The sequence below is a fragment of the Pimelobacter sp. 30-1 genome (assembly GCF_018831735.1).
Taxonomy (GTDB): Bacteria; Actinomycetota; Actinomycetes; order Propionibacteriales; family Nocardioidaceae; genus Nocardioides.
On the sequence record NZ_NHTS01000006.1, the window covers coordinates 32871 to 46614 of the forward strand.

Sequence of the window (13744 nt, forward strand, 5' to 3'; positions counted from 1 at the left end):
TCAGGCGCTGAGGATCAGCCCGCTCGTCGGCACTCCCGTGCCCGCCGTGACCAGCACGTGCGCGGCATCGGCGACGGGGTTGACGGAGGTTCCGCGCACCTGGCGCACGCCCTCGGCGATGCCGTTCATGCCGTGGATGTAGGCCTCGCCGAGCTGACCGCCGTGGGTGTTGATGGGCAGCCGGCCGCCGATCTCGATGGCCCCGTCCTTGACGAAGTCCTTGGCCTCGCCGCGGCCGCAGAAGCCGAGCTCCTCCAGCTGCATCAGCACGTACGGCGTGAAGTGGTCGTAGAGGATCGCCATCGGCATGTCCCCGGGCGTGAGGCCCGACTGCTTCCACAGCTCGCGGCCCACCACGCCGATCTCGGGGATGCCGATGTCGTCGCGGTAGTACGACGTCATCACGAACTGGTCCTTGCCCGAGCCCTGGGCCGCCGCCGCGATGTACGCCGGCTTCTGGGCCAGGTCGCGCGCCCGCTCCGCCGAGACGATGACCAGCGCCACGGCGCCGTCGGACTCCTGGCAGCAGTCGAGCAGGTGCAGCGGGTCGGCGATCATCCGGGAGGCCTGGTGGTCCTCGAGGGTGATCGGCTTGCCGTGGAAGAAGGCGGCCGGGTTGGTGGCGGCGTGGCGGCGGTCGGCGACCGCGACCCGGCCGAAGTCCTCGGACGTGGCGCCGTACTCGTGCATGTAGCGGCGGGCCTGCATGGCCACCGTGGCGGCGGGCGTGGAGAGGCCGAGGGGGTAGGTCCAGGCGTTGTCGAGGCCGTTGGTGTTGACCTGGGCGGCGGCCCACTTGGCGACCTGGCCGAAGCGGTCGCCGGAGCGCTCGTTGAAGCCGCGGTAGGCCACGACGACGTCGGCGACCCCCGTGGCGACGGCCATCGCGGCCTGCTGGACGGTCGCGCAGGCGGCGCCGCCGCCGTAGTTGATCCGGCTGAAGAAGCGCAGCTCGGGGATGCCGAGCTCGCGGGCGACCGCGATCTCGGACGAGGTGTCCATGGTGAACGTGACCAGGCCGTCGACGTCCGCGGGCGTCAGACCGCAGTCGGCGAGGGCGTGCTGGACCGCCTCGACCGAGAGCTGGAGCTCGGAGCGGCCCGACTCCTTGGAGAACTCGGTGGCGCCGATGCCGGCGATGGCGGCCTTGCCGGAGAGGGTGCGCTCGCTCATGCGGCCACCTTGACCGTGCCGATGACGTGGTCGCCGAGGGACACCGCGCCCACCACCTTGATCGTGGCGGTGCCGTCCTCGACGGCGGTCACCTCGCCGGTGAACGTGAACGTGTCGTAGGGGTACGCCGGCGCGCCCAGGCGGATCGCGATCCCCTGGATCTGCACGTCCGGGCCGGCCCAGTCGGTGACGTAGCGCTCGCAGAGCGCGGTCGAGGTGAGGATGTTGACGAAGACGTCCTTCGAGCCGGCCGCCTGGGCGATGTCCCGGTCGTGGTGGACGTCCTGGAAGTCGCGGGTCGCGATCGCCGTCGACACCACCAGGGTCGGGGTGATCGGCAGCGACCACTCCGGCAGCTTGTCTCCGGCCTTGATCGGGCTGGTCGTCGCGCTGGTCATCGGGCCACCTTCGTCCAGATCGGGAGGGTCAGGTCGTCGTCGATCACGTTCCAGCCGACCTGCAGCCGGTCCCCGATCTCGACAGGCTCGGTCACCTCGGCCACCATCCGCACGCCCTCGTCGAGGTCGAGCAGCGCGATGACGAGCGGGAGCTCCTTGCCGGGCACCTGCGGAGCGTGGTGGACCAGGTAGGAGAAGACGGTCCCCTGGCCGGTGGCCACGACGTAGCCGCGGTCGAGAGCGCCGCAGTCCGGGCAGGCCGGACCCGGCGGGTGGCGCAGGACGCCGCACGCGTTGCACTTCTGGATGCGGAGCTCGCGCGCCGCCGTCCCCTCGAAGAAGTAGGCGTTGTCGCGGCTGATCACCGGACGCACGGGCCCGCTCATGCCTGGGCCTCCTTGGCCCGCGGGATGAACTTGAGGACGCGGAACAGCATCGTCGCGACGCGCTCGTCGCCGACGTACCAGGTGTTGCGCGAGGTCACGAAGTAGCCGACGCCCATGCCGGTCGCCTTCGGCCCGACGACGGAGTCGAGCGCGGTCGTGACCCGCACCCGCTCCCCCACCCGGAGGTAGCGGTCGTACGACTGCTCGCAGTTGGTGCCGAGCACGGCGGTGAAGCCGGCGTCGGTGAGCACCCGCATCATCGCGTGCAGGGGGTCCTGCTCGGACGGCTTGCCACCGAGGCCGTACATCGTCCAGACCTGGGCCATCGACGGCGGTGCCTCGCCCGCTTTGAAGCGCGGGTTGTCGACGCCCATCGCCTCGAGCCAGTTGTTGATCGTGGGCTGGTTGACCTCGTCGCGGGCGACCCGCTCGGCGGCCTCGCCCCAGCCCTGGATCCGCTCTGCCTCCGACATGAGGTGGGCGTGCAGGTCGGCCGGGACCAGGTCCGGGGTCACGCTCGCGCCGGCGCTCATCGGGGCACCCGGGGCAGGCCGAGGCCGAACATCGAGATCAGCTCGCGCTGCACCTCCTGGACGCCACCACCGAAGGTGAGCACCAGGTTCCGCTTGGCCTGCGCGTCGAGGTAGTCGAGCAACTCCTTGGTCCCCTCTTCTCCCGCGTCCCCGTGCCGGTGCACGAGGGCGATCAGGTCGGCGAGGAGGTGCTGGACCTGGTCGGAGGCGAACACCTTCGACGAGGACGCGTCGGCGACCTTGATCTCGCCGGCGGCCGCGGCCCGCGCGACCTCCCAGTTGAGCAGCTCATTGATACGGAAGACCGCGGTGGTCTTGCCGAGCAGGTCCCGCACGTCGGAACGGTCGCGGACGCCCGCCGCGTCCGCCCAGCGCACGACCCGGTCGCGCAGCCCCTCGATCCGGCCGGCCGGGCCGAGCATGACCCGCTCGTGGTTGAGCTGGGTGGTGATCAGCTTCCAGCCCTGGTTCTCCTCGCCGACGAGCATCTCGACGGGCACGCGCACGTCGTTGAAGTACGTCGCGTTGACGTGGTGCGAGCCGTCGGCGGTGATGATCGGCGTCCAGCTGTAGCCGGGGTCCAAGGTGTCGACGATGAGGATCGAGATGCCCTTGTGCTTCGGGGCGTCGGGGTCGGTCCGCACGGCGAGCCAGAGGTAGTCGGCCTGGTGGCCGCCGGTGGTCCACATCTTCTGGCCGTTGACGACGTAGTGGTCGCCGTCGCGCTTGGCGGTGGTGCGCAGCGACGCGAGGTCGGTGCCGGCGTCGGGCTCGCTGTAGCCGATCGCGAAGTGCACGTCGCCCTTGAGGATGCGCTCCAGGAAGAGCGCCTTCTGCTGCTCGGTGCCGTACTTGATCAGCGTCGGGCCGACGGTCTGCAGGGTGACCGACGGCAGGTGCACGTCGGCGTACTGGGCCTCGTTGGCGAAGATCGTCTGCTCGACCTCGCCGAGCCCGTGGCCGCCGTACTCCTCGGGCCAGCCGACGCCCATCCAGCCGTCGGTGCCGAGCCGGCGGATCATCCGCTCGTACGTCGGACCGTGCCGGTTCCAGGCGCCCTCGACCGGGTCGGGGTCGTGGATGCCGTCGAACTCGGCCGCGACACCGCCGAAGTACTCGCGCAGGCGCGCCTTGAGCGCGCGCTGGTCCTCGGTGAGCTCGGGGTTCTTGGCGGCGGCGTCCTCGACCGGGACGTCGCCGGCGAGGGTGTCGAGGGCGTGGGCGAGGTCGGTGCCCCACGTGGTGAAGGCGACGAGCGGGTAGGTGATGTCGACGCCCATGCCGCCGTGCAGGTGGTGGCAGGTGCGGAGGGCGTAGGGGGCGACCTGGCTGACCCAGTAGCCGGCCACGGCGAGGTCGTCGCCGGCCGCGATGCCCTCGCCGACCCTCCAGACCGCGTTGTCCGCGGCCAGGTCGAGCGTGCGGGAGGCGACGTAGACGTCGGCCATCTGCAGCGAGACCGCCTGGAACTCCGCCAGCGCCCGGCCGAACTGCTGCCGGCCCTTGACGTAGTCGGCGGTGAGGTCGCGGGCGCCGGCGAGCACGCCCGCGGCGGTGACGGCCAGGCCGGCCCGGGCCAGCGCGTCGAGGCGCTCGGCGGCACCCTCGTCGAGCAGCTCGGCGGGCGCGCCGTCGAGGACGACGGTGTGCTGGGGGGTCGCGCTCGACGCGCTCGACGGCGCCAGGGTGACGCCCGGACCGCTCGGGTCGACCAATGCGACGACCTCGCGGCCGTCGGCGTCGGTGGCCAGGACGAGCAGGCGGTGGGCGCGCTCGGCGTACGTGACCGCGCGCTTGCGGCCGCTCACCGTGCCGTCGGCGTACGTCGCCGCGCCGCGCAGGGCCGGGCTGAGGACGACCTCGCCGGAGGCGACGCCGGGCAGCAGCTCCTTGCGCTGGGCGTCGGTGCCGTGGCCGGCCAGGGTCAGCGCGCCACAGCACAGCGTCTCCCAAGCCGGGACCTGGACCGCCCGGCGGCCGCTCTCACGCAGGAGCACGGCGACGGAGTCGAGACCGAGCCCCTCGCCGCCGTACTCCTCGGGCACGGGGAGCGACGTCAGGCCCGCAGCGGCCCAGGCGGACCACTCCCGGGCATCGGACTCGCGCTCCAGGACCTCGCCGACGACGGCGCGGACTGCGTTGATCGCCTCTGCATCCACAAGACAAACTGTAACGTGTTCTAGTCTTGCGCGCATGGCTGTGCTCCCACTGGACGTCGCCCGCCGGCGGGTCCACCTCCCGTCCACCCTCGTTCCGGAGGGCCGGCTGGTCGAGCTGCCGGGGCGGGGCGCGACGTACGTGACGGACACGCCGGGGCCCGATCCCCACTCTCCCACGATCATCCTGCTGCACGCGCTGGGCACGACGGGCCTGCTCACCTGGTTCCCCGCGATCGAGCCGCTCGCGCGCCGGTTCCGGGTGGTCACCCTCGACCAGCGCTGGCACGGGCAGGGCATCCAGAGCCCGGAGTTCTCGCTCATCGACTGCGCCGACGACGTCGCGGCGCTGGCCGGCGTGCTCGGCCTGGACGAGGTCGTAGTCGGCGGCTACTCGATGGGCTCGATCGTCGCCCAGCGGGTGTGGCGCCAGCACCCGTCGCTGGTCTCCGGGCTCGTGCTCGGCGCGACCACCGACCGGTTCCAGCTGACGCCGGCCGAACGCGGCTTCTTCTTCGGGATGGGGACCTCGATGCTCGCGCTGCGCGGCGTGTCGCGTTCCCGAACGGCGCTGCGCGCGGCGCGGGCCGCCGCCCGGGGTGGCGGGCTCGAGCCCTCCGACATGCACGAGTGGGCGCTGCGGGAGTTCCGCTCCACCAGCCCGTGGGCGGTCGGTCAGGCGCTCGCCGCGCTCGGACGGCACCACTCGCGGCCGTGGCTGGGGCGGATCGACGTACCGACCGCGGTGGTGGTGATGATGCGCGACCGGGTGATCCCGACCTCGCGGCAGATCGCGCTGGCCCGGTCGATCCCGGGCGCGACCATCCACGAGGTCGACGACGGGCACGCCGGGTGCGTGCTGGCGGCGGAGAAGTTCGTGCCGAAGATGGTCGAGGCGGCGGCGACCGTCAACGCGCGTCGGCGGGACTTCCCGCGGCGACCGCCTCGCTGAGCCTGCGTCGGCAGCTGACGCCGTCGCGAGCGTCGCGAGGTGCGCGCGATGGCAAGGCGCCGGAGCGAAGGCAGGCCGGGGCCTGTCGAGCCTCCGGCAACGCCGCCGGCGTGCGTGCATCGCGGCGCGCAGCAGGCGTCAGCTGCCGACGCAGGCTCCCAGCCGGGCCAGCTCGGCCGGGAAGTGGCGCACGAGCGCGTCGGTGTCGGGCATCGACTCGCGGCAGGCGATGGCGCCGACGTGCATCTGCCCGGCGTTCGACATCACCGTCACGTTGAGCCCGGCGCCGTGGAAGACCGGCCCCAGCGGGCACAGCGCGTCGATGCGCGCACCCATGAAGTAGAGCGGGATCGGCGGGCCCGGCACGTTGGAGATGACCAGGTTGTGCACGACCGGGTGCCGCTCGGCGAGGCGCAGGTTGGCGTACGTGCGGACCGCGAGGCCGAAGGTGCGCGGGGCGGCGAACTCGGCCCAGTCCTGCAGCGCGTCGGCGCTGATCGCGTTGTGGTGCTCCTTGGCGTGCTGGTTGCGCTCGGCCAGCATGTGCAGGCGCGCCAGCGGGTCGGCGATGTCGGTGCCGAGCTTGGTGAACAGCGCGGAGACCTTGTTGGCGCCCGTCGAGCGACGCGAGCTGTCGCGCACGCTGACCGGGACCGTGGCCAGCAGCGAGCTCTCGGGCAGCTCGTCGCGCTCCTCGAGGTAGGCACGCAGCGCTCCCCCGGCGACGGCGAGGACGACGTCGTTGACCGTCGTGCCGGTGACCTTCTTGATCCGGCGGATCTCGTCGAGGTCGAGGTCGGCCATCGCGATCGAGCGGTGCGAGGTGATGGTGCCGTTGAACGACGTGCGCGGGGCCGAGAAGGGCGCGGCCATCGCCGTACCGCGGCGGGCGCGGCCGATCGACTTGGTGACGAGCTGCGCCGAGGGCTTGAGCACCTTGACCAGGGTGACCGGGCGCGCCGCCGTACCGATGACGGCGCGGCCGAGCAGCTCACCGCGGCCCGGGTTCCGCGGCGCCGCCGGGCGCTCGGTGACCATGGGCGCGGCGTCGGGCTCGATGGAGCACAGGTGCGAGACGAGGTTGGCGCCGGACACACCGTCGACGGTGGCGTGGTGCATCTTGGCGAACACGACGACGCGCTCGCCCTCGGTGTCCTCGGGACGGTAGCCCTCGATCACCCACATCTCCCACAGCGGGCGCGAGCGGTCGAGCGGGAGCGAGGCCAGGTGGGCGCACAGGTCCATCAGCTCGTCGTACCCGCCGGGGGTGGGCAGCGCGAGGCGGTGGACGTGGCGCTCGATGTCGAACGCCTGGTCCTGCACCCACACCGGGTGGTCCAGGCCGAGCGGGACGCCGCGGACCTTGCGGGTGAACGCGGGCACGTCGCGCACCCGCAGGTCGATCTCGCTCTGGAGGCCGGCGAAGGAGTAGGGCGCGGTCATCGTGGCCGGGTCGAGCACCATCACCGCGCACACGTGCATCAGCTGCGCCGGCGTCTCCAGGTAGAGGAAGCTCGCGTCCAGCCCCGACAGACGGTCCATCCGTACCCCCATGCGTCCTAGAACGTGTATCAGTTTGTCACAACGAGCCGGATATCCTCGGGTCATGGGATTCGTACGGCGCCAGGCGATCACCGCCGCGCTGACCGCCAACGCCATCCGGCCCCTCCCCGGCTTCCGCACCGGGATCCCCGCGTTCTTCGCGGGCTGGCTGACCGGTGAGCTCGCTCCGCACGTGCTCGGACTGACCGTCGCCGACGCCGTGGGGCACGCCGGCAAGCGGCGCCGCTCGGCACCGGGCCTCGCCCTCGCCGGACTGTCCTCGGCCGGCCTGGTCTACCTGATCGGCCAGAGCCGGAAGGCCGCCGCCGACGCCGAGGAGGCGCTCGTCGAGGGCCTCGGCGTCGACTACGTCGAGGAGCTCGACGCCAAGCCCACCCCGGCCGACCTGGCCACGCCCTGGCGACGTCTGGCCAACCCGTTCGCCTTCGGGCGGGCGGCCCGCCGGGCGGGGGTCGAGGTGCACCGCGACATCCCCTTCACGGCGTACGGCGGGCGGGGGGTGCTGGACGTCTACACCTCCGAGGTGACCCCCGCCGCCGGTGCGCCGGTACTGCTGCAGGTGCACGGCGGCGGCTGGACGATCGGCAACAAGGACCAGCAGGGCCTGCCCCTCATGCAGCACATGGCCGCGCGCGGCTGGGTGTGCGTGGCGATCAACTACCGGCTCGCGCCGCGGGACCCGTGGCCGGCGCAGATCGTCGACGTCAAGGCCGCGATCGCCTGGATCAAGGAGAACATCGCGTCCTACGGCGGCGACCCGTCGTACGTGGCGATCACGGGTGGGTCGGCCGGCGGTCACCTCACCGCGCTCGCCGCGGTGACCCCCAACGCCCCGGAGTTCCAGCCCGGCTTCGAGTCGGCCGACACCACGGTCCAGGCCGCGGTCCCCTACTACGGCGTCTACGACCTGGCCGGCGCCAGCGGCCTGCGCACCGCCGAGCAGATGCGCGACCACTTCCTCGCCCCCGTCGTGTTCAAGAAGTCGCCGCGCAAGGAGCGCGAGGTCTTCGAGCAGGCCAGCCCCCTGCTCCGGGTCACCGCGGACGCCCCCGACTTCTTCGTCGTCCACGGGGCGCGCGACACGCTCGTCGACCCGGGGCAGGCGCGCGCGTTCGTCGCCGTACTGCGGGCGACGTCGAAGCGCAGCGTCACGTATGCGGAGCTGCCGGGAGCCCAGCACGCGTTCGACATCTTCCCGTCGATCCGGTCGCAGCACCTGGTGCGGGCGACGGACCGGTTCTTGCACTGGCACTGGAACCGGTGGCGGCGGGAGGCCTTGCGGGGTGGGGAATCGACGATTTCCACAGGCGTGGCGACACCGCTGGCGAGCGAGGTCGAGGGGACATAGGTTTCCGGTGCACGCACCCATCTCGGGAGGACACCATGGCCGCAACCAACGCCGAGCTCGAGCTCCGTATCGAGCGCAACACCAATGACATCGCAGCGATCTACGAGCTGCTCGACGAGAACAAGCAGCTGATCACCGAAGGACTCCTCGAGGTCGACCGGCGCTTCGACCAGGTCGACCAGCGCCTCGACCGGATGCAGTCGACCCTCGACCGCATCGACGCGCGCGGCTAGCGGGGGGCCGTGAGGTCTTCCCCGGCAGAGGATCGACGATCTCCGACAGGGACCGGCACCACCCTGGCGGGCGAGGTCGAGGCGACATAGGTTCGCCGCACCCGCCCATCTCGGAGGACCACGATGACCAGTTCCGACGCCCGCTTCGGCCCCCACCTCCAGCGCGACATCGAGGACGTCCTCAACGCGCTGCACCGCGAGCGGGCCAGCGCGCACCTCGCGCACTCCAGGCTCCTGAGGACCGACGAGGGACCCGAGAACGACCTCATCCATCGCCGCGATGACGCTCAGCAACGTATCCGCGACTCCCACGCCGCGCTGCGCAGCTTCCGGCACCTCCTGGCCAGCGTGACTCCTAGCGCGGCAGCCCCAGGATCCGCTCCGCCGCCACGTTCCGCAGGATCTGGGTCGTGCCCCCCGCGATCGACAGGCAGCGGGTGTTGAGCTGCTCCCAGACGTCGGCGGCGAGGGGGTCGCCGGACTCCTTGCCGAGGGTGGCGAGGAGGGCGAGGTCGTCGCCCTGGAGGGTGACGACGAGCTCGGAGGAGTCCTGGCGGCTGCGGACGCCGAGGAGCTTGGCGACGCTGGACTCGGCGCCGGGGCCGTGGCCGCCGAGGGCGCGGAGGGTGGTGCGGACGCCGAGGAGGGCGCAGACGGTGGCGAGGGCGACCTGGTGGCCGACCTTGGTACGGGCGACGGGGCCGAGGTCGCGGGTGGCGGCGAGCTCGACGGCGCGCTCGACGCTCTTGGTCAGGCGGGCGCTGGCCATGGCGACGCGCTCGTTGGCGAGGGTGGTGCGGGCGAGCTTCCAGCCGTCGCCGGGCTCGGCGACGACGCAGTCGTCGGGGACGAAGACGTCGTCGAGGAAGACCTCGTTGAACAGGGCCTCCCCGGTGATCTCGCGCAGGGGGCGGACCTCGAGCCCGGCCGCCTTCATGTCGACCAGGAAGTACGTGATGCCCTTGTGCTGCGGGGCGTCGGGGTCGGTGCGGGCCAGGCAGATGCCCCAGTCGGCGCGCTCGGCGACCGACGTCCACACCTTCTGGCCGGTCAGCGACCAGCCGCCGTCGACGCGGACCGCGCGGGTGCGCAGCGAGGCGAGGTCGGAGCCGGAGCCGGGCTCGGAGAAGAGCTGGCACCAGGTCAGCTCGCCGAGGAGCGAGGGGCGTACGAACCGTTCGCGCTGGGCGTCGGTGCCGTGGGCGAGGATGGTCGGAACGGCCCAGCCGGCGATCACCAGGTCCGGCCGTACGACGCCGGCCCGGCCCAGCTCCTGGTCGATGACCAGCTGCGTGGCGGGATCGGCCCCGAGACCGTAGGGCGCCGGCCAGTGCGGCGTCAGGTAGCCCGCGTCCACGAGGGCCGCGCGCTGCTCGGCCGCCGGCAGCGCGGCGATCTGCTCCGAGGTGGTCCGGGCCACGGGCCGGATCTCCTCGTCGCGGCCCTCGAGGTCGACGTCGACGCGGCGGCGGGTGCCGGTCACCGCGGCGGCGGTCAGCCGCTCGGCGGCGGCATCGGCGGAGCCGACGAGGGCGCGCAGGGACAGGGCCCGGCGCAGGTAGAGGTGGGCGTCGTGCTCGTAGGTGAACCCGATCCCGCCCAGCACCTGGATGCAGGCCTTGGCGACCTCGACCGCGCCGTCGAAGCAGGTCGCTTGCGCGACGTCCACGGCGAACGCCCACTGCTCGGCGCCGTCGGCCGAGTCGTCGGCGTCAGCCGCGTCGGTGGCGAGGGCAGCCGCGCCCGCGGCGTCCCAGGCGGCGGCGGTGACCGACTCGGCGGTCTCCAGCATCTGGGCGCACAGGTGCTTGATCGCCTGGAAGGCGCCGATCTTCTGGCCGAACTGCTCGCGCACCTTGGCGTAGTCGACGGCCGTCTCCAGGCACCAGCGGGCGACGCCCGCGGCCTCGGCGGCGGCGAGGGTGACGGCGAGGAGCCGACGGCGCTCGTCCGCCGCGCCGGCGGAGTCAGCAGAGCCGGCGGAACCGGCAGCGACCCGGGCATGGCGCGCACTCAGGTCGAGGCCGGGCTCGGGCACGACCTCGCCGGTCCCGAGCAGGAGGCTCTCGGCGGCGCGGCCGCCGTCCCAGACGACGCCGCCGGGGTGCACCTGCACGCCGTAGCGACCCGGGCGCGAGGTCAGCAGCGACCCGATCGCGGCGCCGAGGAGTCCGCCGGGGACCAGCTCGTGGGCGCAGGCCTCCAGGGCGACGGCCTGGTCGAGGACGGTGCCGCCCCCGCCGCCGGCCGACTCGGGCACCGCGATCGCGGCGATGCCCATCTCGTCGGCGGCGGACCACACGTCCGCGAAGGTCGCGGAGGCATCGCCCTCGGCGGCGCGCACGGCCGCCAGCGGCGCGAGGCTCGCGGCCCACTTGCGCAGGCTGTCGGCGAGCTCGGCCTGCTCGTCGCTGATCCCGATCGACATCGATGCTCCTCAAGAACTAGAACGCGTTCTAACTCTACTAGAGTGGCCCGGTGACCGACACCATGCCGTCCGACCTGCTGGACCACGCCCGTGCGGCCAAGGGCTTCATGCCCGAGGACGAGGGTGCCCTGCTCCACCGGATCGCGCTGGAGCGACTCACCCACGGTCCGGTGCTGGAGGTCGGCACCTACTGCGGCAAGTCCGCGATCTACCTCGGCGCGGCCGCGCGCCAGGTGGGCGGCACGGTCTTCACCGTCGACCACCACCGCGGCTCCGAGGAGAACCAGGCGGGCTGGGAGCACCACGACACCAGTGTGGTCGACCCCGAGCTCGGCCTGATGGACACACTGGGCCAGTTCCGCAAGAACATCGCCCGCGCCGGGCTCGAGGAGCAGGTGGTCGCGGTCGTCGGGCAGTCCACGACGGTGGCGGCCCACTGGCGCACGCCGCTGTCCCTGCTGTTCATCGACGGCGGGCACGGCGAGGAGCCGGCCCGCGCCGACTTCGCGGGCTGGGCGCACTGGGTCGAGGCCGGCGGCTACCTCGCCATCCACGACGTCTTCCCCGACCCCGCGGACGGCGGGCGGCCGCCGTACGAGCTGATCTACCTGCCCGCGCTCGCGAGCGGGGCGTTCACCGAGGTCGCCGTGACCGGATCGCTCCGCGTCCTGCAGCGCACCCAGGGCTCAGCGGGCGACCGGCTCTGAGGCGCACTCGCACTCGAGCGCGATCTCGTCGAAGTGCGGGGCGAGCGAGGTGCCGCGCATGATCCCCGAGCCCGGGGTGGCGTGGCCGTAGGTCTCCCCCAGCGCGTCGACGGCGAGGACCACCGCGGCAGCCGTGTACGTCGTGTGCTCGTGCGGCCAGTAGACGTCGCGCGGCTCGCCCTCGGGCGCCGGGCGGGTCGGGTCGGAGTAGACCCAGCCGGTCCAGTAGCGCCCGTCGGACTCGCGCAGGTGCTGCATCTCGGTGACCAGCTGCAGGGCCCGGCGGCTCGACTCGGGGTCGCCGATGACGTCGAGCGCCATCGCCAGCTCGCAGGTCTCGGCGCCGGTCACCCAGGGGTTGGTGTCGACGCAGTGGATGCCGAGGCCCGGCACGACGAAGTCGTCCCAGCGCTTGGCCAGCAGCGCCCGGGCGGCGTCACCGCGGACCGGGCCGCCCAGGACCGGGTAGTACCAGTCCATCGAGTAGCTCGCCTTGTCGGCGAACCGGTCGGGGTGGGTGCGCACGGCGTGCCCGAGCCGGCCACCGGCCAGCTCCCACTCCGGCTGCGGGTCGTCCATCAGGTCGGCCAGCGCGACGCCGGCGCGCAGCGAGTGGTAGATCGAGGAGTTGCCGGTGAGCAGGCAGAAGTCGTCGACCGGCGTCCAGCGGATGCCGCCGAAGGGCTCCTGGAGCGAGACCACGAAGTCGAGCCCGGCCCGCACCGAGGGCCAGTAGCGCTCGACGAACCGGATGTCGCGGCGCACCAGCCAGTGGTGCCACAGCCCCACCGCGAAGTACGCCGACATGTTGACCTCGCCGCGCTCGTCCTCCGCCTCGCCACCGACGATCTTCATCGGCCACGAGCCGTCGGCGCGCTGCATCGTCGGCACCCACGCGTAGGCGCGCTCGGCCGCCTCGACCTGGCCGCCGACGAGCATCGCCATGGCGGCCTCGACGTGGTTCCAGATGTCGACGTGCTCGCCGGTCGTCCACGGGACGGCGCCCCACGGCTCCTGCATCGCCGCGATCGCCGCCGCGGTGTCGGCGACCTGCTGCGCCGACAGCACGCCCTCGACGTACGGCAGCCGCGACAGGGCCACCTCGGGCACGGCGGTCACGCGGTCTCCGGCTTGCGGAAGTAGAGCACCATCGACTTGCCGATCATCGGGTCGAGGACCTTGCCGGCGAGCTGGAGCGTCTTGGGCTGCTTCATGATCTCCCAGACCAGCAGCTTGTGGTACGCCTTGGCGAGCGGGTGCCCGTCGTTCTCGACGCCCACGGCGCACTTGATCCACCAGTACGGCGCGTGCAGGCCGTGGGTGTAGCTCTTGCCCTCGAAGAGCATCGCCTCACCCGGCGTGCCGTCGTTGAACCGGCCGCCCTTGGTGACCTTGTCGACCAGCTCGTGGTCGGTGTAGATCCGGATGTGCCCGCCCTCGGCGTTGTGGTAGTCAGCCGAGAGGCGCCAGTTGATGACCTCGGGCAGCCAGCGGGGCACGGTGACGGCGAGGGTGCCGCCGGGGCGCAGCACCCGGATCAGCTCGCGGATCGCGGCGACGTCGTCATGGATGTGCTCGAGCACCTCCGAGCACACGATCCGGTCGAACTCGCCGTCGGCGAAGGGCAGCGCGAGCGCGTCGCCCTGCTTGACGTCGGCCTCGGCGCCCGCCGGCACCTCGCCGGCCTCCTTCATCGCGACGAAGAGGTTGCGGACGCCCTCGAGCTCCTCGGCGTCGAGGTCGAACGCGATGACGTCCGCGCCGCGGCGGTACATCTCGAAGCTGTGCCGGCCGGCGCCGGCGCCCATGTCGAGGACGCGGTCGCCGGGCTGCAGGCCCAGCCGGTCGAAGTCAACGGTCAGCATGT

13 protein-coding genes are annotated in these 13744 nt (G+C 72.5%); 4 read left to right on the plus strand and 9 right to left on the minus strand.

What is annotated here, in order from left to right; genetic code table 11:
- Genes CCO04_RS15100 through CCO04_RS15120 form a run of 5 tightly spaced genes read right to left on the minus strand, consistent with a single transcriptional unit; the run spans nt 1 to nt 4649 of the window.
- Nucleotides 1–1173 carry a lipid-transfer protein gene (locus tag CCO04_RS15100; RefSeq protein WP_215814979.1) on the minus strand — a complete coding sequence of 391 codons (1173 nt, stop codon included), beginning with the start codon at nt 1171–1173 and terminating at the stop codon, nt 1–3.
- Nucleotides 1170–1571, minus strand: coding sequence for a MaoC family dehydratase (locus CCO04_RS15105; RefSeq protein ID WP_215814980.1), 402 nt, complete (start codon nt 1569–1571; stop codon nt 1170–1172). Before CCO04_RS15105 ends, CCO04_RS15100 begins: the two co-directional genes overlap by 4 nt.
- The gene (locus tag CCO04_RS15110) at nt 1568–1957 is read right to left on the minus strand and encodes a Zn-ribbon domain-containing OB-fold protein (RefSeq protein WP_252373344.1); all 390 of its coding nucleotides are present in this window, start codon (nt 1955–1957) and stop codon (nt 1568–1570) included. Before CCO04_RS15110 ends, CCO04_RS15105 begins: the two co-directional genes overlap by 4 nt.
- Nucleotides 1954–2490 carry a MaoC family dehydratase N-terminal domain-containing protein gene (locus tag CCO04_RS15115; protein WP_215814981.1) on the minus strand — a complete coding sequence of 179 codons (537 nt, stop codon included), beginning with the start codon at nt 2488–2490 and terminating at the stop codon, nt 1954–1956. The genes CCO04_RS15110 and CCO04_RS15115 overlap by 4 nt, the downstream gene beginning before the upstream one ends.
- Entirely contained in the window at nt 2487–4649 is a 2163-nt protein-coding gene (locus tag CCO04_RS15120) for an acyl-CoA dehydrogenase (RefSeq protein ID WP_308281242.1), read from the minus strand. Before CCO04_RS15120 ends, CCO04_RS15115 begins: the two co-directional genes overlap by 4 nt.
- Nucleotides 4650–4683: 34 nt before the next feature.
- Here CCO04_RS15120 and CCO04_RS15125 point away from each other — a divergent pair, with 34 nt between their 5' ends.
- Nucleotides 4684–5598 (plus strand): alpha/beta fold hydrolase, encoded by a 915-nt coding sequence (locus CCO04_RS15125; RefSeq protein WP_215814983.1) that lies wholly within the window; start codon nt 4684–4686, stop codon nt 5596–5598.
- 138 nt (nt 5599–5736) lie between these two features.
- On the opposite strand, the gene CCO04_RS15130 is transcribed toward CCO04_RS15125, so the two are convergent.
- Nucleotides 5737–7140, minus strand: coding sequence for a wax ester/triacylglycerol synthase family O-acyltransferase (locus CCO04_RS15130; RefSeq protein ID WP_215814984.1), 1404 nt, complete (start codon nt 7138–7140; stop codon nt 5737–5739).
- A 64-nt stretch (nt 7141–7204) separates the two neighbouring features.
- Between CCO04_RS15130 and CCO04_RS15135 the strand changes: the two genes are divergently transcribed.
- Entirely contained in the window at nt 7205–8509 is a 1305-nt protein-coding gene (locus CCO04_RS15135; protein WP_215814985.1) for an alpha/beta hydrolase, read from the plus strand.
- A gap of 35 nt (nt 8510–8544) precedes the next feature.
- The gene (locus CCO04_RS15140; RefSeq protein ID WP_215814986.1) at nt 8545–8742 is read left to right on the plus strand and encodes a hypothetical protein; all 198 of its coding nucleotides are present in this window, start codon (nt 8545–8547) and stop codon (nt 8740–8742) included.
- Nucleotides 8743–9097: 355 nt separating this feature from the next.
- Here CCO04_RS15140 and CCO04_RS15145 read toward each other — a convergent pair whose 3' ends face one another.
- Complete coding sequence (locus tag CCO04_RS15145; protein ID WP_215814987.1) at nt 9098–11170, minus strand: acyl-CoA dehydrogenase family protein; 2073 nt, start codon at nt 11168–11170, stop codon at nt 9098–9100.
- A gap of 50 nt (nt 11171–11220) precedes the next feature.
- On the opposite strand from CCO04_RS15145, the gene CCO04_RS15150 reads away from it, so the two are divergent.
- Nucleotides 11221–11877 (plus strand): class I SAM-dependent methyltransferase, encoded by a 657-nt coding sequence (locus CCO04_RS15150; protein WP_308281243.1) that lies wholly within the window; start codon nt 11221–11223, stop codon nt 11875–11877.
- On the opposite strand, the gene CCO04_RS15155 is transcribed toward CCO04_RS15150, so the two are convergent.
- A complete protein-coding gene (locus CCO04_RS15155) occupies nt 11857–12996 on the minus strand; it encodes a prenyltransferase (RefSeq protein WP_308281244.1) in 1140 nt (379 codons plus the stop codon). The genes CCO04_RS15150 and CCO04_RS15155 overlap by 21 nt on opposite strands.
- Nucleotides 12993–13742 carry a class I SAM-dependent methyltransferase gene (locus tag CCO04_RS15160; protein ID WP_215814988.1) on the minus strand — a complete coding sequence of 250 codons (750 nt, stop codon included), beginning with the start codon at nt 13740–13742 and terminating at the stop codon, nt 12993–12995. Before CCO04_RS15160 ends, CCO04_RS15155 begins: the two co-directional genes overlap by 4 nt.
- Between the last annotated feature and the right edge of the window lie 2 nt (nt 13743–13744).